The organism is Alkalibaculum sporogenes (assembly GCF_009362815.1).
GTDB classification, from domain to species: Bacteria; Bacillota; Clostridia; order Eubacteriales; family Alkalibacteraceae; genus Alkalibaculum_A; species Alkalibaculum_A sporogenes.
The window spans coordinates 63,022-85,546 of the sequence record NZ_WHNX01000014.1 but is presented as its reverse complement, the minus strand read 5'-3'; the positions used below and the strand labels follow the sequence as shown (position 1 = coordinate 85,546).

General features: G+C 33.7%; 21 protein-coding genes. 11 read left to right on the top strand and 10 right to left on the bottom strand.

Annotation, left to right across the window (positions count from 1 at the left end):
* Window positions 1-495: 495 nt before the first annotated feature.
* From GC105_RS10310 to GC105_RS10275, 8 genes are all read left to right on the top strand, one after another.
* On the top strand, window positions 496-1,509 hold the full coding sequence (locus GC105_RS10310; protein WP_152804434.1) for a methionine ABC transporter ATP-binding protein: 1,014 nt from the start codon (window positions 496-498) through the stop codon (window positions 1,507-1,509).
* A complete protein-coding gene (locus tag GC105_RS10305; RefSeq protein WP_152804432.1) occupies window positions 1,499-2,158 on the top strand; it encodes a methionine ABC transporter permease in 660 nt (219 codons plus the stop codon). Before GC105_RS10310 ends, GC105_RS10305 begins: the two co-directional genes overlap by 11 nt.
* Before the next feature lie 13 nt (window positions 2,159-2,171).
* On the top strand, window positions 2,172-2,978 hold the full coding sequence (locus GC105_RS10300; protein ID WP_152804430.1) for a MetQ/NlpA family ABC transporter substrate-binding protein: 807 nt from the start codon (window positions 2,172-2,174) through the stop codon (window positions 2,976-2,978).
* Between the two features lie 856 nt (window positions 2,979-3,834).
* Window positions 3,835-4,467 carry a corrinoid protein gene (locus GC105_RS10295; RefSeq protein ID WP_152804428.1) on the top strand — a complete coding sequence of 211 codons (633 nt, stop codon included), beginning with the start codon at window positions 3,835-3,837 and terminating at the stop codon, window positions 4,465-4,467.
* A gap of 33 nt (window positions 4,468-4,500) precedes the next feature.
* A complete protein-coding gene (locus tag GC105_RS10290) occupies window positions 4,501-5,484 on the top strand; it encodes a uroporphyrinogen decarboxylase family protein (RefSeq protein WP_152804426.1) in 984 nt (327 codons plus the stop codon).
* Window positions 5,485-5,657: 173 nt separating this feature from the next.
* Complete coding sequence (locus GC105_RS10285) at window positions 5,658-6,290, top strand: cobalamin B12-binding domain-containing protein (protein ID WP_152804424.1); 633 nt, start codon at window positions 5,658-5,660, stop codon at window positions 6,288-6,290.
* Between the two features lie 504 nt (window positions 6,291-6,794).
* Window positions 6,795-7,493, top strand: coding sequence for a GntR family transcriptional regulator (locus GC105_RS10280; protein WP_152804422.1), 699 nt, complete (start codon window positions 6,795-6,797; stop codon window positions 7,491-7,493).
* 20 nt (window positions 7,494-7,513) lie between these two features.
* Entirely contained in the window at window positions 7,514-8,623 is a 1,110-nt protein-coding gene (locus GC105_RS10275; protein ID WP_152804419.1) for a uroporphyrinogen decarboxylase/cobalamine-independent methonine synthase family protein, read from the top strand.
* Window positions 8,624-8,973: 350 nt separating this feature from the next.
* Here GC105_RS10275 and GC105_RS10270 read toward each other — a convergent pair whose 3' ends face one another.
* From GC105_RS10270 to GC105_RS10260, 3 genes are all read right to left on the bottom strand, one after another.
* Window positions 8,974-9,393, bottom strand: a complete 420-nt coding sequence (locus GC105_RS10270; RefSeq protein WP_152804417.1) for a hypothetical protein — start codon at window positions 9,391-9,393, stop codon at window positions 8,974-8,976.
* Between the two features lie 10 nt (window positions 9,394-9,403).
* On the bottom strand, window positions 9,404-10,132 hold the full coding sequence (locus GC105_RS10265; protein WP_152804415.1) for a hypothetical protein: 729 nt from the start codon (window positions 10,130-10,132) through the stop codon (window positions 9,404-9,406).
* 327 nt (window positions 10,133-10,459) lie between these two features.
* On the bottom strand, window positions 10,460-10,801 hold the full coding sequence (locus GC105_RS10260; protein ID WP_152804413.1) for a cupin domain-containing protein: 342 nt from the start codon (window positions 10,799-10,801) through the stop codon (window positions 10,460-10,462).
* Between the two features lie 808 nt (window positions 10,802-11,609).
* Between GC105_RS10260 and GC105_RS10255 the strand changes: the two genes are divergently transcribed.
* The 3 genes from GC105_RS10255 (at window position 11,610) to GC105_RS10245 (ending at window position 14,924) form a co-directional block, all read left to right on the top strand.
* The gene (locus GC105_RS10255; protein ID WP_152804411.1) at window positions 11,610-12,176 is read left to right on the top strand and encodes a hypothetical protein; all 567 of its coding nucleotides are present in this window, start codon (window positions 11,610-11,612) and stop codon (window positions 12,174-12,176) included.
* A gap of 314 nt (window positions 12,177-12,490) precedes the next feature.
* Entirely contained in the window at window positions 12,491-13,420 is a 930-nt protein-coding gene (locus GC105_RS10250) for a LysR family transcriptional regulator (RefSeq protein ID WP_152804409.1), read from the top strand.
* 133 nt (window positions 13,421-13,553) lie between these two features.
* Complete coding sequence (locus GC105_RS10245; RefSeq protein WP_152804407.1) at window positions 13,554-14,924, top strand: MATE family efflux transporter; 1,371 nt, start codon at window positions 13,554-13,556, stop codon at window positions 14,922-14,924.
* 144 nt (window positions 14,925-15,068) lie between these two features.
* Here the strand turns inward: GC105_RS10245 and GC105_RS10240 are convergent, their stop codons facing one another.
* Genes GC105_RS10240 through nikB form a run of 7 tightly spaced genes read right to left on the bottom strand, consistent with a single transcriptional unit; the run spans window position 15,069 to window position 22,485 of the window.
* Window positions 15,069-16,025, bottom strand: a complete 957-nt coding sequence (locus GC105_RS10240; RefSeq protein ID WP_152804405.1) for a M14 family metallopeptidase — start codon at window positions 16,023-16,025, stop codon at window positions 15,069-15,071.
* On the bottom strand, window positions 16,015-17,355 hold the full coding sequence (locus tag GC105_RS10235) for an MATE family efflux transporter (RefSeq protein WP_193708372.1): 1,341 nt from the start codon (window positions 17,353-17,355) through the stop codon (window positions 16,015-16,017). Before GC105_RS10235 ends, GC105_RS10240 begins: the two co-directional genes overlap by 11 nt.
* Window positions 17,348-18,301 carry an ABC transporter ATP-binding protein gene (locus GC105_RS10230; RefSeq protein ID WP_152804401.1) on the bottom strand — a complete coding sequence of 318 codons (954 nt, stop codon included), beginning with the start codon at window positions 18,299-18,301 and terminating at the stop codon, window positions 17,348-17,350. The genes GC105_RS10235 and GC105_RS10230 overlap by 8 nt, the downstream gene beginning before the upstream one ends.
* A complete protein-coding gene (locus tag GC105_RS10225) occupies window positions 18,294-19,112 on the bottom strand; it encodes an ABC transporter ATP-binding protein (RefSeq protein WP_152804399.1) in 819 nt (272 codons plus the stop codon). Before GC105_RS10225 ends, GC105_RS10230 begins: the two co-directional genes overlap by 8 nt.
* The gene (locus GC105_RS10220) at window positions 19,093-20,682 is read right to left on the bottom strand and encodes an ABC transporter substrate-binding protein (protein WP_152804397.1); all 1,590 of its coding nucleotides are present in this window, start codon (window positions 20,680-20,682) and stop codon (window positions 19,093-19,095) included. Before GC105_RS10220 ends, GC105_RS10225 begins: the two co-directional genes overlap by 20 nt.
* Window positions 20,606-21,541, bottom strand: a complete 936-nt coding sequence (nikC, locus tag GC105_RS10215; protein ID WP_152804395.1) for a nickel transporter permease — start codon at window positions 21,539-21,541, stop codon at window positions 20,606-20,608. The genes GC105_RS10220 and nikC overlap by 77 nt, the downstream gene beginning before the upstream one ends.
* Window positions 21,538-22,485: a nickel ABC transporter permease gene (gene nikB, locus GC105_RS10210; protein ID WP_152804393.1), complete on the bottom strand. Its 948-nt coding sequence runs from the start codon at window positions 22,483-22,485 to the stop codon at window positions 21,538-21,540. The genes nikC and nikB overlap by 4 nt, the downstream gene beginning before the upstream one ends.
* Window positions 22,486-22,525: the final 40 nt, after the last annotated feature.

Below are 22,525 nucleotides of genomic sequence, written 5' to 3'. Positions count from 1 at the left end.
TTACAGCTTGCCTTCCCATTAGCTAGGTGGCAGGTTTTCTTTCAAACCATCAGCTCGGTATCATGCCTCGCAAACTAGGGGTCGCTGCCCACAGCGACCATATCCTCAGAGTAATCTTCATCAAGATAAGACAAGTAAAAGCGCCTACATTATTTTTCGTAGGAGCTTTTACTTGTTAACAAGAGATTAATTCACACTTCTCATTCAATAAAACCAATAAAACATATAAGAATTATAATAAAGTGTTTACAATTATTATTAAATGACGTATACTATTTTCATGATAAGATTCAAAACAGTTGACCAGTTCACAAACTTCATGTCGTTTTACTGCTCTGTTGTACATACTCAAGTGAACAAGTGCCAACGACCGAAGCCCTGAAAGGGTTGAGGTTAATCTGCAACAGATTGGCTCACAGAAATAAAATCATTTTTCATGCTCGCATGAAAAAACGAGAGGATTTCTATGAGTTAAATACGATTATAGGAGCACATATGAAAGAAAAAATTATTGAAATTGTCGATCTAACTAAAACCTTCACTACAAAAGATGGAGAAATAAAAGCATTAGATAATATCAATCTTACCATTCATAAAGGAGATATTTTTGGTATTATTGGGATGAGTGGTGCTGGCAAAAGTACTTTAGTCCGTTGTATTAACTTCTTAGAGGTTCCTACAGAAGGCACAGTTATTGTTGACAATAAAAATCTAGCTACTCTTAATAATAAGCGTCTAAGAGAATTAAGACGTACTATGGGAATGATTTTTCAGCAGTTTAATTTATTAATGCAAAAAACTGTAATAGAAAACATCTGTTTTCCCTTAGAAATATCAGGAGTAAGCAAATCAGATTCAAAAATTAGAGCAAAAGAATTATTAGAATTAGTCGGGCTTAAAGACAAAGAAAATGCCTATCCTTCACAACTTAGTGGTGGTCAAAAACAGCGGGTTGCCATAGCTCGGGCACTCTCTACTAATCCGAAGGTATTATTATGTGATGAAGCAACATCAGCCCTAGATCCCAATACTACAAGATCCATATTAGAGTTATTAAAAGATATCAACAAAACTTTAAACATTACTATCGTTATTATTACTCATGAAATGGCAGTAATAGAGGAAATATGTTCACATGTTGCAATTATTGATGAGAGTAAAATAGCTGAAACAGGAAGAGTGCAAGATATATTCACTCACCCCAAGACAGCACCAGCTCAAAGACTTGTGTACCCTCAGGGGACAAGAGTTGAAGAATATCTGTCAAAAAGGTGTTGTCGTATCGTCTTTGACGGTAGTTCATCATACGATCCTGTGATTTCTCAGATGATTCTCGCATGCAAAACACCTATCAATATTCTTTTTGCTGATATGAAAGATATCGAAGGAAAAGCATTTGGACAAATGGTAATCCAATTACCTAGTGATGAAGTACTTGCAGATAAAGTTGTAAGGTATCTGCACTCAAGAAATTTAGCTGTAGAAGAGGTGGATAATTATGTGGAATAGTACAATAATGACTATGATTTCATTAGGTTTATTAGAAACCCTCTATATGACTCTAGTAGGTACATTTATCGCTTATCTCATTGGACTCCCTCTAGGCATACTAGTTGTAGTCACAGAAAAAGGAAGTATACTTCCAGCTAAGTGGTTAAATTCGCCACTAAATTCGATTATTAACATTACAAGATCTATCCCGTTCTTAATATTACTAATCACAGTAATGCCATTTACTCGATTTGTAATAGGAACTACATACGGTTCTACAGCAACAATTGTACCTTTAGTAATAAGTGCAGCACCCTTTATTGCAAGAATGGTAGAATCATCTATTAAAGAAGTCGACAAAGGTGTTATTGAGGCAGCATTATCTATGGGAGCATCACCTTTTCAAATTATATGTAGGGTAATGATAACAGAAGCAAAACCATCTTTGATTATAGGCTACGCCATTATAACTACGACAGTACTTGGTTATTCTGCTATGGCAGGAATTGTTGGCGGTGGTGGTCTTGGCGATATTGCTATTCGATATGGCTATCATAGAGGTCAGACAGATATAATGATTGTAACTGTAGTATTATTGGTATTAGTAGTTCAACTATTACAAGAAATCGGAATGAGAACTGCAAATAAACAAGATAAAAGAAAATAAGGGGGAAACATTAATGAAAAAAATGATTATATTATTATTGATTACACTAATTGCAATATTTTCATTTGCTGGTTGTTCCAACACAGATGATAAAATAATTAAAATAGGAGCATCTCCTACACCGCATTCTGAGATACTCGAGTTAGCAAGAGAAGAGTTAGAAGAAAATGGGTACACTTTGGAAATTGTTGAATTTACAGACTTCGTACAACCAAACTTAACAGTAGACAGTGGAAATTTAGATGCAAATTACTTTCAACATCAACCATATTTAGATGATTTTAATGAAAACAATAATACAAAACTTGTGACAATAGCAACTATACATTATGAACCACTTGGAATATATCCTGGTAAGACAACATCATTAGCAGATTTAGAAGAAGGCGCAACAATAGCAGTACCTAATGATCCAACAAATGAAGCCAGAGCATTATTGCTACTAGAAACAGCAGGACTGATTAAAATTGATCCAAATGCAGGTTTAACAGCGACAATAAACGATATTACCTATAATCCTAATAATTATCAAGTACTTGAAATAGAAGCAGCACAAGTACCGAGAACATTACAAGATGTAGATTTAGGAGTAATTAACGGAAATTATGCATTACTTTCAAACTTAAATGTAAATACCGATGCATTAGTAAAAGAAGAAAAAGAATCATTGTCTGCAACTACATATGCAAATATACTTGTAGTAAGAGAAGGCAATGAAAACAATGAAAAGTTACAAGCTCTTGTAGAAGCATTAAAATCCGATAAAGTAAAACAATTTATCGAAGAAAAATACAATGGTTCAGTTGTTCCTGTATTTTAGAAAAAGACTATAATACGCTAAAATTATAAGCTCGTTAGAAGTAAAATTAGACAATGTCCGAATGCTTCAAGATGATGATTATAAAATATCTATGGTTATAAAAAGAGTAAATATACATAAACATATACTACAATAAAAATAATTATTGTTTTAAAATTCACTCAATCACCCTGTAGAAAAACAGGGTGATTTCTTAATATAGGAAGAGAACTATTAAGCTTAGTTAGGAGTAGATCAATTTGCTGCATATGACATTGATCTATCACAAATTCGCTTTAATAGATTATTATGAAAATGATTTAAAGTAAGTAGGATTTAAAAAAATACAATTATATTGATATAAAAAAATAAATTCAGGTCGCTGTGGGCAGCGACCACTACGTTTATGTGACCCTACATTTATGAGTAATCTTTAAAATTCCTATTCTCATATTTTAAATATTATCTGATTTACAGTATTGACAATTTGTGAATCTTATTATATTATAAATGTGTACATGTACACACATGTTGCTCCAAATCTTTTTTCTTAGCTAGATCATAGTTTGCAATAAATTAAAAACTTTTAGGAGGTGATTAATCTGCTGAAAACTATGAAAGATTTGGATGCTATCTAATACATAGAAACATACAGGAAAGTAAAGTGAAACTTTATTCAGAAGGGGTTTTCTTCATACCCTACTGAGTATTAGTAGAACCAATCGGGCTTTTACAGACACTTAACTCCCACTTATCTTTCTTTATTATCTTGAAATCTTGAAGCGGGAGTCTTAGTGCCTGTTAATGCAGGACAAAACTTGTAAATAAAGGTTTTAAATTAATTGAACTATATCTTTAATAATAGGAGGCGTTATTAATGTCAAAGATTGCAGAAGTAAAAGCTAAGGTAGAAGCAGGTAAAACTAAACTAGTTCCAGGTTTAGTACAGGAAGCATTAGATCAAGGAAATGCTGCAGAAGATATTTTACAAGCTATGGTTGACTCAATGGGTGTCGTAGGAGACAAATTCTCTACAGGGGAAATTTTCGTACCAGAAATGCTTATAGCAGCAAAAGCGATGTCAAAAGGTGTTGAAGTTCTTAAGCCTCTTATGGCTAGTGACGGCGCGTCTTCATTAGGTACATGCGTTATAGGTACAGTTGCAGGAGACTTACACGATATCGGTAAAAATCTTGTATCAATGATGATTGAAAGTGCAGGATTTAACATGGTTGACCTTGGAGTTGACGTACCAGCAAATGGATTTGTTGATGCAATAAAAGCAAATGAAAATGTAACTTTAGTTGCATGCTCTGGTCTTCTTACAACTACAATGCCAGCACTTAAAGAGGCAGTAGAAACTATTAAAGCTAGTGGATTAACTGGATTTAAAGTTATCGTTGGTGGTGCACCTGTAACTCCTGAATATGCAGCTGAAATTGGCGCAGATGGTTATGCTCCTGATGCAGGTAGTGCTGCTGTAAAATCTAAAGAATTAGTAACAGCCTAAAAACTTATCTAAAAATAAGGAGGTATATAATATATGTTAACAATAAGACAAAATTTAATGGAAACAATTAAAGGTGGAAACCCAGATAGATTTGTAAATCAGTATGAATTTATGGAGCTAATAATGGAAGCCCCAATGGATCTTCCATTAGCACCAGGTCCAGGTACAGTTGTTAAGAATAAATGGGGAATTACTTTTAGTTGGCCAGAAGGTCAAATCGGTTCTTTTCCTGTACATGATGATGAGCACAAAGTATTAAAAGACGTTACAAATTGGAAAGAATCTGTAAAAGCGCCTTCTGTTTTCTATACTGAAGAAGAATGGGCACCAGCAATTGAACATGCAAATTCTGTTGATCGTAATGATAAATTTGTTACTGCTTTTTGTGCACCTGGTATCTTTGAAATGACTCATCACCTTATGGGTATTGAAGATGCATTAATGAGTTTGTATGAAGAACCAGAATCAATGCAAGAACTTATTGATTACGTCGTTGAATATGAGTTAGCATATGCTAAAGAAGTAATCGATCACATTCATCCAGATGCACTTTTTCATCATGACGATTGGGGTAGCCAAATTTCTACATTTGTTTCTCCTGCCATGTTTGAAGAATTCTTATTACCAGCATATAAAAAGGTATATGGATTCTGGAAAGAAAATGGAGTAGAACTGATTGTTCACCACAGTGATTCTTACGCAGCTACCCTTGTTCCATTTATGATCGAAATGGGAGTAGATATTTGGCAAGGTGCTATGACTACAAACAATGTTCCTGAATTGATTAAGAAATACGGTGGAAAAATTTCATTCATGGGAGATATCGATAGTGGTAAAGTCGATCATCCTAACTGGTCACCTGAAGAAATTGAAAAATACGTAGAAATCGCATGTAAAGAATGCGGAAAACTATATTTTATTCCAAACTTAAGTCAAGGTTTAAATATAGCTTCATTCCCAGGAGTATATGAGGAAACTAGTGCAGCAATAGATAGAATAAGTAAAAAAATGTTTTAAAACTAATTAACAATAAATATTAGGTTGGATATTTTAATCTCCAACCTAATATTTAATTTTTTGTTACTTAGAACCTCTTAAGCAAGAGAAACTCACTTCGTAAGTTTCCCTTTACGCAGTATCATAATTTTTAGTATAATTATATTGTGAAATTATTTTAAGGAGATATCCGAATGAAAAATGATATCATTAGAGCTATGGAAGAACTAAATGAGGAATTATTGTTTCATACAATTCGAGAAGCCCTTCAACAAGGAAAAACTGTTTATGATATTCAAAATAATTTAAATCTTGGACTTGAGCTTGTAGGTAAGAAGTATGAAACAGGTGAATACTATATTGCTGATTTAATAGTAGCTGGGGAATTAATCAAACAGACTTTAAAAATCGAGGGTATGTCTTTTCATACATTAAATGATAGAAAGTATTTAGGAAAAGTAGCTGTTGGCACAGTATTTGAAGATATACACGATGTTGGAAAAGACATTTTTATAAGCATGTTGAATTCTGCTGGTTTTGAAACTATTGACTTAGGCGTAGATGTATCCGCTGAAAAATTTGTTCAAGTAATCAAAGAAGAAAAACCAGATATTATAGGAATTAGCGGTGTGTTGTCTATGATGGGGGCCAATATAAAGAGAATAATTGACTGCATCGATGAAAGTAACCTAAGAAGTCAGGTGAAAATCATTGTAGGGGGAGCATCAGTTAATAATAAGTTGTTTGAATATGTTGGAGCTGATTCATTTACAATGGATGCCTCTGAAGGTGTTAACATTTGTAAATCATGGATGGGTATACAGTGAAACTTTATTCAATAGGGGTTTTCATCATCCCCTACTGAATATTAGTCGAACCAATCGGGCTTTTACAGGCACTTAATCCCCCACTGGAAATCTTGAAGTGGGAGCGATACCCAATTTATCTAGACTGCAAGGAAAGAGAAATTGAATGGTATCTCCCCGGTCAGGGTTGGCGAGGCTTGTAGCGACTGAAAGAAGCTAGAAGCCCGCAACCTACGACGGGAGCGATACCCAATTTATCTAGACTGCAAGGAAAGAGAAATTGAATGGTATCTCCCTGGTCAGGGTTGGCGAGGCTTGTAGCGACTGAAAGAAGCTAGAAGCCCGTAACCTACGACGGGAGCGATACCCAATTTATCTAGACTGCAAGGAAAGAGAAATTGAATGGTATCTCCCCAGTCAGGGTTGGCGAGGCTTGTATCGACTGAAAGAAGCTAGAAGCCCGCAACCTACGACGGGAGCCTTAGTGCCTGTTAGTGCGGGATAAAGGATTAGCAAGGAGAAAATATGGGCGTTTTATATGTAGATATAGTAGATGATATTAAAAACAAGATACTAAATGGAGTTATCCAACCTGGTGATTTACTACAACCTGAAACAGAGATGGCAAATTCCTATGGAGTAAGCCGTACTACTTTGAGGAAAAGTTTTGCTCTTCTTGTTAACGAAGGATATATATATACCATACCTGGTAAGGGTAATTATGTATGCAAACCGACAGGAAAACAATATGAGCTGCAATTTGATGAAATAGAGAACTTAAAATGTAAAATAGATGAAGTGAGTTTACTTGACGTAAAGGTTGTGGAGCCAAATAAAAAACTGATGACCCATTTGATGTTAGGTCCCCTAGATAGGATAATCAGGATTAGAAAGGTTACCTATTGCAATAAAAAACCAATCGAATTTATCGTCGTCTACTTACCTTATGAAAAAGGAAATCCTATTGTAGAAGATGTCATTAAATTCGCAAACTTTCATGATATAATGGAGAGCAACAGATTACATTTTCAAATTAAGAAAAAAATAAGTATTGAAATAGTTAAACCAAATGATGAAGTAAGAAAACATTTGAAGTTAAACGAAGAATATGTTTTTCTCATATCTCAACAGATATACTCATTAGAAAAAAATAGCATACTTAGCTATAATGAATTTTATATTCATGGAGAACATATAACCCTAAATGCAGAAACAAAAATATGATTTTTTATGAGGGAGAATATATGGATATTGATACATTACACTTCATAAAAGGGGATTTTAAGCCTTCAAAAAAAGTCCCACAATTTTTGCTCTCAGATCCTTTATGGAATAAAAGCTACCTAGATGCTTTGGGTGAGGAATATTTAGATGAAACTGAACTGCATATCAAATCAAATATAAGAATAGTAGAAGATTTTTACTGTAATTTTACAATAGGCTTTTTTGGATTTATACCTCAAATTAATGAAGTATTAGGTCACAAAGGATGGATCCGATTTGAAAACGATGTATATCAAAGAAAATTTATAGAATTAATGTCAAGAGTGGAATACATAGAATTTATAAATGACCCTTTTAAATTTATTAACGAAAAAGCAATTCCTAGATTGTATCGATATGTTGATCATAAAAGTATTGTTAATGCATATCAATTATATAGCAAAAAGATAAACTCTTATATAAATGCTCAAAACACACTACACAATAAACATCATATTGCTAACAAATATTTAACTATAATACCAACACCTTTAGATGTATTTGGAGATTATCTCAGAGGTACAAAAAATTTGTTGCTAGATTTGCATAATTGCCCAGATTTGGTGAAAGAAGCTGCGCTTTTATTAGTTGATTTACTCTATGAAAAGGCAGTTATTGCTCGAAAAGCAAATCAAAATAATTGGTTAATCATGCCACTTCATATTCCCAGCATATTAAGTGTAAATGACTTTACAACTTTCTTCTTTCCTTCTTTTAAGCTACTAATAGACAAACTCTTGTCAGAGGATTTTATTATATTGATTCTGTTAGAAGGTAAAGTTGAGAGATTATTAGATAAAATATTTGATATAGCATCTCCCAATGTAATATTCAATTTTGAAGAAGATATTCCTTGTATTGTTAAAGAAAAAATGAATTCAACTAATACTGTTAGTGGATTTTATCCTATCCATTTGCTAAAATATGGATCTGACATTGAGTCTTTAGCATATGCTCAAAAACTACTCAATATATTCGAAAAAAACAACTACATTTTTTCTACAGATAAAGTTATCTATTCTCCAAATGATGTAGATATTCACAAACTAAAATTAGTATATAAATATGTACATGATTTTAGATATTCTTAATTTATTACTATGTCTGGACAACATTCTAAAAACTCTCAACGTCTTTTTTATGTAATCTTCAACCTTCCACTATCGACTTCCCCAATTAATATTTTTTAGATTTATTGCAACATATAAAATGATATGTCTAATGTTTTTCGCCTAAATCAATAACACCTCCCAATGTAGAGGTCTCATAAATGCAGGGTCTCATAAACGTAGGGTCTCATAAACTAGGGGTCGCTGCCCACAGCGACCCGCATTTAATTTTTTATACTTTCCTTAATAATGTTAACAGCAATGCAATTGTTTTACTGTAAAATATTCATTATAGTTTTCAAAAGCCACATTACTTAGCAACAGACTACCTATTATATATCATTTATTATCTCGTTGCTAAACTGATTGAGTTCTTCACAATGTTCATATTGCGCATCATACCAAACATCGTCAATAAAAAGATATGAACCAAACGCTTTAATGATAAGTACACTGTCATCTGATTTTACTATTTGTATATGAACGAGCTGACCAACGTATTTATCCTCCTTAAATGAAACCTTTTTATCGATGACTATATTATTAAGTATATCGACCAATTGAGTTTTCTGTTCTTTAGAAAGTGATACTTCAACCTCTGGTGGAACTACAAATAATTTTACCCCCTTTATATCATCATCTTTAAAATCATGAAAAGGCATTCCATTATTATTTAGACTTAAATCATCTTTACAGGCGGTAAGTATAAATATTGTAATTACCAGAATTATAAAAACAGCAAATTTCTTCATTGTTGGCCTCCTATTCTTCCCCAACCAAAGATCGAATATGAGATCTATGAGGTTCATCATAATAATCACTGTCTTCTAATATCTGTTCTTTATCTTTTATGACTTTTTCTTTCCCTAAGTTCAATAATGATTTATCCACATACACGTTATAACCATATGTATTATATTTATTATCAAACTCATCACTAGTAATGGCAATTTGTCCAAATACCTCTACGTCTACACCATCGTTCATATGTAACTTCATTGAATTGCCTCCATTGTTAAACAATCCTGCTATTTCAATAGTATATGAATCAACATCTTTGAATTCATAAGTTTTATCTTGTTTGAAGATATTAAACACTTTGATCTCATCCTCATAAAACACACTATACTTTTGTACAGACAATAAAAATCCCATTAGAATTATTAAAGGAAATATAATCAAGAAAGCTTTTTTATTCTGACTAATAAAAGAATCCACCTTATTAAAGAAATTACCGATAAAATTCCCACCTTCAATGGATTCCTCTTTAAAAAATAATTTAGGAAAATACAATCTCAATATAAATATGAAAATTGATATAACTGCTAATGACATATACACAAAGCTATTGTTGACAATGCAAATAATCTCTTTTGAATGATATATTGTCATATAGTATTTCTCATAGGCAATTGAAAGAAGTATTAGAATTGAAAGTGCAGAAATTATTGCTAATATTATTAATAAAATAAATTTTATAAGTTTTTTCATGTTCTCTCCTTTGATGTAAAATATAAAATATTACTTATGTAAATTATACACTATGTTAACACATTCCGACCATTTATACATTAAAAGAAAGCAGGTATCACAAGAACAACCTGAGCACCCTCCTGAATACGATAGGCGAATAATTCCCCCGTAAGCCTTTATTTTTTAATTGAGTAGAAAAGTAGTACTCCCTACTCAATTAAAAAAGAGAATAGCTTTTTACCCCTATCCTCCTCATAATTATTTATTAAATAGCTAAATTCACAAAACTTCGTGCCATTAACTATACTGTAATTCTATATCCAACTCTTGATATTTTATTATATACTATCTTTCTTTTGCATAGATATCATTAGCTGGGATTGGGCTTATAGTAACGAGAACAGACAAATCCTTAGTAACTCTTGGGATCTCAAAATCATCTTGTCCTTTTGCTGTTAAAAACATTCCTTGTACTAATTCTTTTACCTCATCATTAATTCTAATTTCCCCAGCCCCTGATAGCACGAGTAAAGAAACCGTCGATTCTTCATGTTTATGAGGTGGTAGTGCTTGATCAACTTTGAAATTTAATACAAAGATTAACACTTTGTCATCTTTATAAACTATCTTTTTAGTAAAACTATTTTCATTAAAAACTACGCTATCATTAATATTTTGTAGATTCATTTTGTACCTCCATTTTTTAAGTAATTTATCTTACTCATTTAAATCCGTTTTTATATAAAATGAACTTGTTTTAGTATCTCCACTATAGATTATATAATTCTATAAATAACGTCATTGAATAAATTGTACAACTTATTATTGCAGAGATCCTAAATATAAATAACAAACCTCAAAATATTATTCTAAGATATTATTTCAAATAATTGAACTTTATAAATTTAAAAGACTACAAAATCACACAATTACTTTCTAATGTTAAATCAAATAATTTGCTACAGAGCATACTATAATTGCAAATAATACAAATGATAAAGTGAAAGCAACTCCTTTTTTGTTAATATACATCAACATGCAACCTTCATCTCCTTTTATTAGTATTAATACAAATTACTATTAAATCTATATATTAATACTATACTCAATGTAGGTTATAGTAGTATTACTTACAAGTTAAATATATGTTATTTAATTTTCTCAGTCATCCAGAGGAGCTTTGCGACGTGGGATCTTAAGTCTTAATGCCCATTCTCAATGAATACTTTGCTAATCTTTTGGGAGTACCTCTACGGTCTTAGATCCTGCGTTTCGCTCTGGATGACTTAGCAGTGAGTTTGGGTCATTTTTTCTATTTTTAGTACTCTTTTCTCAGTCATCCATAGGAGCTTTGCGACGTGGGATCTATGTCCTTCGCCCATGCTCAAACAGCAGTCATCTGCTGCATGTATTTACTTAATTACTATTAATATGTTAATATAAATAATGCTTATTGCAATCAATATATTAGAAATTCAATAATTCGGAGGAAAACATGAAAAAACTAATTATACTTTTTATATGCATATTACTTATAAGTATTACTGCATGTACTAATGATTCAAATGTAAGTTCACAAGATCAGGAAAACAAACCATCTATTGAAGTTAATAACGATATTGATGAAACACCTTCTGATGCAAAAGATAATAATATCAAAGAAGATGAACCAAATGTAGATAATCAAAATGAAGATAAGGCAAAGGAAGATGAAATCAAGAAGAAAGAACTTTTAGATCACGTACAAAATAACACATGGATAAACGATGAACAACAGGACTCTTACATGATTTACCAAGATGGCATAACTGCCGTTGGATTTGGTTATGACAAAGCATCTGAAGAAGAATATGAAGTAGAGGAAATCAACGTCGACGAAAACTATATTGTTTTTAGAATTAATAAATACAATGATCTATGGGAAACCACATCTACTAATGTAGATTATCTTTCAAAAGTTATTGTTAATGAAAACAAAATGACTTACATACATAAACTCGGAGAAGATGATATTAAGAGTAACTGGCATATTGGTAGTATTGAGGATTTTTATAGTAATTAAATAATAAAAAAAATAATAGTACTTATAATCGTTATAAAAAAAGTTAAAATGATGCAATTATAAATATTAGTTTATTTCTATGGGTATCAAAATTTTTATCTTTGGTATCTCTGGTAAAATGTTAAGAGCGTCGTTAATCGTCATTATTCCTTTTTTTTATTCTAAATCTCCGTATCGTAAATACAATTGATTTCAATTTACTGTTATAAATACATGTCGGTTGTGAAGTTTGCTAATGAATTTTTTGTTTAAAATAGACACCATGCTATAATAAAAATAGAACATCACAAATATCGCAAGGGCTGGTGAATATTATGGAATTAAAACAACTGCAGTATTTTCAGGTATGTGCAGAGCAAAATTCATTAACCAGAGCAGCAGAGATATTGTATACGACACAACCTAATGTCAGTATGGCAATCCGTGCATTGGAAAAAGATCTGGGGGTAAAGCTGTTTATTCGAAAATCTAAAGGCGTTGAACTAACAGAGTGTGGCAGAAGAATTTATGATTATGCTATAAATGTACTGAAAAATGTAAATTTAATTTCAGAGTCTGGACGCATGAGCGATCAGATAACATTTAGCATTGCTACCAATCCCAGTAGCAATATGGCCGTTCTCTTTTCACAGTTTTACCAAAAAATCAACTCATCTGGAATCCATTTTCGCTATACAGAGTGTGGTGCTGAACAGATGATTGAGATGCTCCATGACAGAAAATATGAACTAGGATTTGTTTTTGTGGCCGAGAATAAACGAAGGGCGTTATCTCAAATTCTGGAGAGGAAGCATCTGGAATTCATTCCCTTAGTGATGACGGATATGGTTCTATATGTTGGAAAAGAGAATCCACTATATGGCAGGACGTCTATCCTGCCCCAAGAACTCTTGAGTCTTCCTTTCGCTCAATTGGAGGAAGATTATTTTACTATAAATGATATGTTAGAAAGTTTGATGCCAAATCAGGTTAATGGGAATATGTTAGAGCGTGTCATGGTGACCAACAGCAATCATGTGATGATTCAAATGCTCAAACATACAAATTTATGTAATCTTGGTAGCTACTGGCTTAGAGACGTATATCGACAGTATGATTTTCAGCGCATTACCATCTCGGGATTTGAGGAAAAGGTTATGTTTGGATATCTAAAAGCCAGAATGGAGCCCCTAACTCCTATGGGAAAAGATCTTCTTTCTTTTGTCGAGAAAGCTCTCAATGAGGAAAATGTAAATCTGACATAGCATAATATTCTATGATATAAATATTTTTTATGTCATAGAATATAAAAAACCTAATATACCAGATGAAATCTACGGATGATATAATAATTTTAAGATGTTATAAGAATTCTGTTGGATTTTTGGAGGTATATAGATGGGGAGTAAAATTTCTAGACAAACAGAACTGTCCATGACCGAAGGCCCCATTGGCAAGATGCTCTTTATTTATACAATGCCCATACTTACTTGTCAGATATTGCAGCAGTTTTATAGTGTGGCTGACGCAGCACTTATAGGTCAGTATGTAGGAGTAAATGCATTAGCCGCTGTAGGAATCTCAAGCTTGCTTTTATCAGTAATTATAAATTTTTTCATTGGGATTTCTACTGGGATAAGTGTATTGACTTCACAGCTATTTGGAGCAAAGGAGTATGATAAGCTTAGAGATAATATATCTACCTCTATACTTCTTTGTATAGTAGCAGGTATTGTGATGACCGCAGCAGGACTGATAGGTACAGATTATTTCTTGGCATGGCTACAGACACCGGGTGAAATCTATCCCTTAGCTCAGAGATTTCTACATATCTGTTTTTGGGGAATGGTACCACAACTTTTATTCAATATCGGAGCAGCTATACTTCGATCATTAGGCAATACTCGTTCTTCTTTGTGGTATCTTGTTCTATCGTCCACGACAAATCTAATACTAAATTTCTGGTTGGTCGCAGGCTGGAATATGGGGATTACAGGTGCGGCACTAGCAACAGTTTTGTCACAGTGGTTATCCGCCCTACTGCTTGTTTATAAACTGTTCAGAATGGATAAAAGATATGCTCTATCCATATCAGTGATAAGTTTACAACAAGATGTTTATAAAGAGTTATTATCCAAAGGACTTCCATCCGGTATGCAGGCTATATTTATGAGCATTTCATCTTTAGTCATTCAGACTTCTATTAATTCCTTTGGCACAGTCGCTGTGGCAGGAATGATCCTATATGCACGTATAGAAGGATTTTTGTATTATCCACTTTTTTCCTTTGGAATGGCCGTCACAGGATTTGTGGGGCAAAACATGGGGGCACATAAAGAAGATAGAATACATCGAGGAATGTTTCTTGCAGTGATAACAACAGTTTTTTTTTCAATTAGTATGAGCATTTTGTTAATCTTCTGTTCAGAACCTGTGCTGAAGGTTTTTACAAATAATCAAGCAGTAATAGAAAGCGGAAGGCAAGCTATCCTATTTATTTTTCCTTTTTATTTTTTATACGGAATAAATCAAGTATACATCGGGGGTATTCGAGGACTTGGTGATACTTCGCATCCTATGATAACCTCGCTTTTATTCTATTGCATCTTTCGGGTAACCTTTTGTATGGCAGTGTTACCATTATGGCATGATATGAGAGTAATCTATGCAGCATATAATATCAGTTGGATACTTATAGTTATTCTACTATATTTTCGATTTAATAAACTGAGTCATAATCTACTTAATGATACTATTATAACTTCTTGAACGCAAACAATTCGTTTTTCTAACCAATAGACGGGACTTACTATGATGAAATATATACTTTAATACATTTAACAGCATAGAACTTTTTCCATGCTGTTTTTTTGTGTTTCGCATATATACAACAATCAGATTTTAGTTTACCAACTATCTATCCCTTTCTTTTTCTACACGTCCATATGCTACTAAAGAACCACCTTTGATCACTGTGAGACTGGCAACTTGATATAATAGTACTCCGTCCATATCCGCATAAAATTCGTATAGTGTTTTACCAAAATAATCTTTTATAGTGCCTAAGAGATCACCATCTTTAAATGTATCCCCTACTATATATATTGGATACCAGCAACCACTTATTGGCACTTGTGGGTAGCGCACATCTACTACTTCCCTTTGTTCCGCTGAATATTCTGCCGTATCTAAATTACTGATACCTAGCATATTCATAATTCGATAAACATCTTCTTTATCTTCTACAACTTCTTGTTCTTCCCATATTCCATACTGTCCACGCTCTAGTAATATACTTGGTATACCGCAACTTCCAGCATAGTTATACGATCCACCACTGGCAACCCCTGACTTGACTCTATAAGGTGCATTGACGCATTTTGCCATCTCAAGAGATTTCTCGACTACTTCATCAGCAGCCATTCCAGGATAATAAACATAGGGGGTCAAAGTCTCATATCCATCGCCACAATGTAAATCTATGTAATAGTCCGCTCTATTATGCAATTCCTTAACTACAGTGGCAGCAATTTTATCTGTTAAAGTTCCCTCCATATTCCCTGGAAATTCACGATTTAGATTTTTTTGATCTTCATACACTAGGCTCATTGTTCGATGGGCAAAACCTGTAACATTAAGTAATGGTGCAATAATCACTCGACCCTTTATTTGCTCAGGACGGATTTCTTGAGCTAGTTCGATAGCTGCCTGAATTCCTACATACTCTGCACTGTGAACTCCACCTGTTATTAAAAGAGTTTTACCTTCCTCATGACCTACCACAACGGTAATGGGTAATTCTACATCTGTACCTTCTATCTTGATAAAACCCAATTCCTTTTGTCCTGCTATTACTTTGTCAATATTCATCTATATCTACCCTTTCTTTAATAATCATTGTCGTTAACCAATTTCCCTTTTTATAATATACGCTATAGGCTATAACTGCAAATATCCACGATAATGGATAACATAAGTATATCCCCCAAGGTTCATTTATAAAATTCAAAATCAAACTAGACCATAATATTCTAAACCCACAATAACAGATTAGTGTAATAGTCATTGGTATCTTTGCCTGACCACAGCCGCGAATAATTCCCCCTACAACTTGATTGATACCATAAATAAAGTACAAAGGAACAATAAAGCGCATCATATCTGTACCGTAATTAATTACCCTTTCTTCTTGTGCAAAAATCCCAATCCACTTTGGCGCAAATATAAATAATATACTACAAATAAGTATTGTTACCATACTGGTCATCCAAAGGGTCTTATGAGAAATATCTTTTACAGAATCTTTATCTCCTGCTCCAGTACTTTGACCAGCCAGGGTAGAACCTGCCATGGCAAATCCTTCAATTGGCATATAGATAAGCCCTTCTATTTTTACGGAAGCAGTAATGCCTGCCATAAAATCTGCCCCAAACAAATTCAATTTTGCTTGAATAAATGTATTGGAAAAACTCTGCACTACAGATTGCAGACCCGTTGGAGCACCAATACGAATTATCATCTTGAGTTCTTTCCTACATATACGGATCTTCCGTAGTGATAGACGATAAGAAGGCTCTATGTTCATCAGAATATAAATAATCATAACCGCAGATAGTATCTGAGCTAATATAGTGGCAAGGGCTGCACCTGCTACGCCCATTGACAGAACCTTTACAAAAATGATACTCAATAGGATATTTAATATACCTGAAGCCGCGAGGCAATATAGAGTAACCTTTGTATTTCCTAAAGCCCGCATTAATCCACTGCCCATATTATAAATAAGCATGGGAATCATGCTGTAAAAATAAAATCTCAAATAAGTCAAAGCGTAAGGCATAACTTCCTTTGGAACGTTCATCCATTCCAAAAATATAGGGGATAGCATAATCCCTATAATCGTTAGGAAAACACCAGATATCAGACTAAATCCTATTGTAGTATGTACGGTTCTATTTAATTCTTCTTTTCTCCCTGCTCCATAGGCCTGTGCCGCTACGATACTAGCACCAACAGATAAACCAATAAAAAAATAAGTTAGAATTAATATAATGTAACCACTAGTGCCAACTGCAGCTAGTGCATGTGCATTTACATATCTACCTACAATAATAGCATCTACCATATTGTACATTTGTTGCAATAGATTTGAGATCATTAATGGTAAGGCTAATTTTAGTATTGATTTTGATCTATCCATATAGGTGACATGCGACATAATGCTCACCTTTTAATTTTGATAATTCAGGCTTTTTAATAGTACATATTTCTTTACAATGTGGACAACGATTTTGGAAGCTACAGCCTTGTGGTAGGTCCAATGGACTAGGCGCTTCACTTTCAATAGTTTCTATTTGTGTGTTTTGATCTACACCTATATCAAATATTGATCCAATCAAAGCCTTAGTATAAGGATGTTTTGCTTCTTTATTGATTTTATCTCCTGATATAAGTTCTACAATATTTCCTAAATACATAATGGCTAGTTTGTGAGCCAAGGATTGAACCAATGCTACATCATGACAAATAAAAGCCATTGCGATATCTTTTTCTCTTTGTAATTTTACAAGCAATTTTATAATGTGATCCTGTACAGATACATCAAGTGAGCAGGTAGCTTCATCGCATAATATCACTTCTGGTTCTAGTGTGAGAGCCCGAGCTATGCCTACTCTTTGCCTCTGCCCTCCGCTCATATTTTGGGGATATTTATCCATAAACTCTTCTGGTAGATCGACCATTTTTAAATACTTCTTAGCAATATTCTTTCTTTCATTTTTTTTGATTAATTTATAATTAAGTAACGGTTCACTTATAATATCCAAAACTTTCATCCTTGGATTAAAAGAAGCCATAGGGTCTTGAAATACCATCTGTATTCGCCTATGATTTTCTCTTAAGCTCTTTCCCTTGGAATCTGTAATATCTTTGCCACGGTAGATAATTTGACCTTCCGTTGGTGTATCTAATTGTACTAACATTCTCATGAGAGTACTTTTGCCACAGCCGCTTTCCCCAACAATTCCTAAGGTCTTTCCCTTATATATTTTAAGATTTACATTATCTACAGCAGTAAGTACACGGCTATCTGCTGTTTTAAATTTACGAGTTAGATATCGCGCTTCTAAGATAGCCTCTTCAGACATACCGTTTTCCCTCCAGTTTTGGAACTGCCTCTAATAATTTTTTTGTATAAGTATGCTTAGGATTGTAAATTATTTCTTCTTTATTGCCAGTTTCTACAACTTTTCCCGATTGCATGACAACAATCTTATCTGACATATACGAAGCTACACCGAGATTATGGGTAACGATAATAATACCTGTATTGTGGACTTCTCTCAATTCAACCATCTGACGAACAATCTGTGCTTGCGTTGTGACATCTAGTGCACTAGTTGGCTCGTCAGCCAGTAGTAATTTAGGTTGAAATACCATTGCCATAGCAATTCCAACTCGTTGCCTCATACCTCCACTTAATTGGAATGGATAACTATTCATGATATTTTCTCCATTAGGAAGACGCATCTTCTCCAGCATAATCACGCCTTTTTGCCATGCATCCTTTTTTAATATATTTTCATGAGTTCGAATATATTCAACAAATTGACTGCCTATTTTTCTTATAGGGTTGATCATAGCTCCAGAATCCTGAAAAATCATAGATATTTTTGTACCTCTTAATTTTCTCCATTCTTCAGGCGATTTGTCTAAGAGGGATTCTCCCTCAAAGACTATATCTCCTTCTTCAACCCTTCCGCCTTCAGGCAAAGCACCTAAAAGGGATCTTATTACTGTAGTTTTTCCGCTACCACTTTCACCAACAATACTTACAATTTCACCTGATTTCATAGTAAGTGAAAAATCTTTTACACATGGAGAATTCTCATTATATTGTACTGTGATGTTATTAATTTCAAGTATGTATTTGCCCTTATTACTTTGTGGGTTTAACATCTTTAGTTACCCAATAGAAGTCTGATGTTGGACAATATGCTCCTTCTATAGCTGAAGTAGAGCATAAATTATAATTGTAATATCCATATACTAAAGCTACAGAATCATCAAGAAGTAATTGTTGCAATTCAACAATATACTCTTTTCGTTTTTCTAAATCAAATTCTATTATAAGTTTTTCATAAATGCCATCGTATTCTGGATTCGTATAAGAAATATAATTTGTATTACTCTTTGAATACCAGTGGTTTAGGAATTGTGAAGGATCTCCAGTAGGGGTCGTCACCTCATTACTGGCGGCTAAGTCAAAATCTCCATTTATCAATACATCCGCTTGTGTTTCAGTAATGGATACATTTACTCCTATACCTATTTTTTGCAATTGAGTAGCTTGTGCTTCTGCAACTGTATTCATTTGGCGGCTAGCCGTTACTTTGTAATCTAAAACGATATTTTTTCCGTCTAATTCTCTGATTCCATCTCCATCAGTATCAACGATACCAGCATCATCTAGAAGTTTTGTAGCTTTAGCTTCATCAAAATGGTATTTAAAAGACAATTTATCGTAGTCAAAATCTAAAATAGAGGGAATAACTGCGTATCCATAGGTATAAGAACCATTGGTTGTAATATCTGCTATAGTTTTGCCGTCAATAGCCATAGTTATAGCATGACGTAAAGTATCATTGCTCAGAACGCCGTCTAAATTTACATGGGCATAGCCTACACGAGATCCTGATACAGAACTAATATTATAATCGCCTAGATTTGCTAAAGTCTCTCTATCTGCAGCAGAAATACTCATAGCCATATCTGCACTCCCATCTTGCAGGGACATACTTCTAGTAGAAGGTTCCTGTACTTTCAGGATAGAAACTGTTTCAAAAGGTACTTCACCATCCCAGTAGAATTCATTTTTCACTAGTTTTATATCTGCATCTGCTCTCATAGATTCAATAACATATGGTCCTGTTGCAATTGGTCCCTCTGTAGCAAGATTTCTGCTTTCATCTACATTAGTAATCATCATCCATGGGTATGCCATACATCCAGGAAGATCAGGAGTTGGCTTCGTTGTAACTATGGTCACCGTATTAGCTTCGTCGTCAGCACTTAAAGAAGAATATGTAAAGAAACCCTGTGGATTACCAGTACCTCCATTTGCAGGATCAGTATCTTTATATATTTTTTCAATAGAAGCTACAACTTTTGATGCAGTCATATCTTCTCCATTAGAAAATTTGACGCCATCTTTTAATACAAATGTCCAAGTAAGATTGTCATCTGCTATATTCCAACTCTCCGCAAGCCATGGCTCAAAAGAATAATCATCAGCAAATTTTACGAGAGTCTCTCCCGTTCCCCAACGCATAACGAACCAACTTTCATAATCCACAGCTGGATCTAAAGAGTAAGAAAAAAGTTCTGTTGCTACATTTAACTGGTTTTTTTCTGGCGATACAGCATCTGAACTTGTTTGTTTATCTTCACTACTATTTCCACATCCACTTAATACCCCAATTAGAAGCGCTGTTACGGCGAATACCTTTACAATCTTTTTTAAATTCATTTTCTATTACCTTCTTTCTACATTTTTTGTTTATTCTGTTTGTATCTGGATCTAAAACATCTCTCAAACTATCTCCTAATAAGTTAAAAACCATGACAACTATGAAAATTGCCAATCCTGGAAATATTAGAAGCCAAGGCGCCCTCTGTAAAAACTCGCGCCCTTCGCTTAACATAAAACCCCATTCTGGAGTAGGAGGTTGAGCACCAAAGCCTAAAAAAGAAAGTGAAGCAAGTTGTAACATAATACTTCCTATATCTGTAGCTGCTGTTACAATCAAAGTAGGCAAAATATTAGGAAATAAATATTTCTTGAGAATATGGGGTGTTTTCGAACCAGTCAAACGGGCAGCTGATATGTAATCTGATTGCATAATTTTAATAACTAAGCTCCGAGCGAGCCTTGCGTACTTGGTCCAACTTACTACAGTAATGGCTATTATTGCATTACCAAGGCTAGATCCTAAAATACCTGCTATAGCTATTGCCAATATTAAATCAGGAAATGATATCATAATATCCGATATACGCATAATTATCATATCCATGACACCACCAAAATACCCTGCTAACATACCTAATGCTGTTCCTACTACAAAAATAATTCCAACAAGGATTAAGGAACTACTTACAGTAGTGCTAGTCCCATATAAAATACGAGAAAACAAATCTCTACCCAATACATCTGTTCCTAGCAGATGTTCTCTCCCTGGACTTTGTAAGGAATCATTTAATACTGCCTCATAGGGATCATGTGTTGCTAATGCTGGTGCAAATATTGCCACTAGAAGGATAATCAATGCAAAAATGCTGAATATGACAAATTCACGATTTTCTTTCGCAAAGTTTACGATTTTCATTTAGCCACCTCCTTTTTCCCTATACGAGGATCAAAGAAATTGTAGGATATGTCAACTACAAGATTAATGATCATATACATTAGAGATATCCATAAAACAAATCCCTGTATCAAAGGATAATCTCTAGTTGAAACAGCACTAACAGCTAAATTACCTAGACCTGGATAAGAAAAGACAATCTCTACTACTGCAGTTCCAGCTAATAGGGAGCCTAGTGAAAGCCCTAAAAGCGTAATTAATGGCAACATAGAATTTGGCAAAGCGTGCTTTATCAGGATAACACTTTCTTTAATACCTCGAGTCCTAGCTCCAATAATGTAGTCCTTATTTAATTCTTCTAGAACAACAGTTCTTACCTGTCTAGTATATTTAGCAGACATGGCAATAGCCAAAGTTATGGCTGGTAAAATTACTTTTTGAAATCCCATTCCACTAGATATTACTGGTAAAAGATTAAGTTTTAGAGCAAATATGTATAAAAGTATTAATCCTATCCAAAAACCAGGCATTGAAATCCCAAAAAATGTTAGCCCTCTAATAATATAATCTGGCAATTTATTTTTATAAACTGCTGCTAAAATACCCATAGGTATAGATACAATCACAGTTATTAGTAAAGAAAAAAAAGTCAATTGGATAGTTGGTATAAGGCGATCCATCAGTAAAACGACTACTTCCCTATGCATAAAAAATGACGTACCGAAATCACCTTGAAGACAATTAGTTAGCCATATAATATAACGCATTAAAAATGGCTTGTCCAAACCCATGGACAGACGTGCTGATTCTAACATTTCTTGTGTAGGAATGATACCACTAGCTTCATACATAGCAGAAGCAGGATCACCAGGAGCTAGATAGGTTAAGCTAAATGTTAAAAAACTTACACCAAATAGGACGACAATAATTTGCAACAATCTTTGCCCGATTTCTTTCTTGTTCAAAAATCTATCCCCTCTTTCTTTACATGCTCTCTTCTAGATG

Bases quoted from the DNA above. Each gene is read 5' to 3' on its own strand.
- GC105_RS10310 (WP_152804434.1), top strand. From the start codon at position 496: ATGAAAGAAAAAATTATTGAAATTGTCGATCTAACTAAAACCTTCACT.
- GC105_RS10305 (WP_152804432.1), top strand. From the start codon at position 1,499: ATGTGGAATAGTACAATAATGACTATGATTTCATTAGGTTTATTAGAA.
- GC105_RS10300 (WP_152804430.1), top strand. From the start codon at position 2,172: ATGAAAAAAATGATTATATTATTATTGATTACACTAATTGCAATATTT.
- GC105_RS10295 (WP_152804428.1), top strand. From the start codon at position 3,835: ATGTCAAAGATTGCAGAAGTAAAAGCTAAGGTAGAAGCAGGTAAAACT.
- GC105_RS10290 (WP_152804426.1), top strand. From the start codon at position 4,501: ATGTTAACAATAAGACAAAATTTAATGGAAACAATTAAAGGTGGAAAC.
- GC105_RS10285 (WP_152804424.1), top strand. From the start codon at position 5,658: ATGAAAAATGATATCATTAGAGCTATGGAAGAACTAAATGAGGAATTA.
- GC105_RS10280 (WP_152804422.1), top strand. From the start codon at position 6,795: ATGGGCGTTTTATATGTAGATATAGTAGATGATATTAAAAACAAGATA.
- GC105_RS10275 (WP_152804419.1), top strand. From the start codon at position 7,514: ATGGATATTGATACATTACACTTCATAAAAGGGGATTTTAAGCCTTCA.
- GC105_RS10270 (WP_152804417.1), bottom strand. From the start codon at position 9,393: ATGAAGAAATTTGCTGTTTTTATAATTCTGGTAATTACAATATTTATA.
- GC105_RS10265 (WP_152804415.1), bottom strand. From the start codon at position 10,132: ATGAAAAAACTTATAAAATTTATTTTATTAATAATATTAGCAATAATT.
- GC105_RS10260 (WP_152804413.1), bottom strand. From the start codon at position 10,801: ATGAATCTACAAAATATTAATGATAGCGTAGTTTTTAATGAAAATAGT.
- GC105_RS10255 (WP_152804411.1), top strand. From the start codon at position 11,610: ATGAAAAAACTAATTATACTTTTTATATGCATATTACTTATAAGTATT.
- GC105_RS10250 (WP_152804409.1), top strand. From the start codon at position 12,491: ATGGAATTAAAACAACTGCAGTATTTTCAGGTATGTGCAGAGCAAAAT.
- GC105_RS10245 (WP_152804407.1), top strand. From the start codon at position 13,554: ATGGGGAGTAAAATTTCTAGACAAACAGAACTGTCCATGACCGAAGGC.
- GC105_RS10240 (WP_152804405.1), bottom strand. From the start codon at position 16,025: ATGAATATTGACAAAGTAATAGCAGGACAAAAGGAATTGGGTTTTATC.
- GC105_RS10235 (WP_193708372.1), bottom strand. From the start codon at position 17,355: ATGGATAGATCAAAATCAATACTAAAATTAGCCTTACCATTAATGATC.
- GC105_RS10230 (WP_152804401.1), bottom strand. From the start codon at position 18,301: ATGTCTGAAGAGGCTATCTTAGAAGCGCGATATCTAACTCGTAAATTT.
- GC105_RS10225 (WP_152804399.1), bottom strand. From the start codon at position 19,112: ATGTTAAACCCACAAAGTAATAAGGGCAAATACATACTTGAAATTAAT.
- GC105_RS10220 (WP_152804397.1), bottom strand. From the start codon at position 20,682: ATGAATTTAAAAAAGATTGTAAAGGTATTCGCCGTAACAGCGCTTCTA.
- nikC (WP_152804395.1), bottom strand. From the start codon at position 21,541: ATGAAAATCGTAAACTTTGCGAAAGAAAATCGTGAATTTGTCATATTC.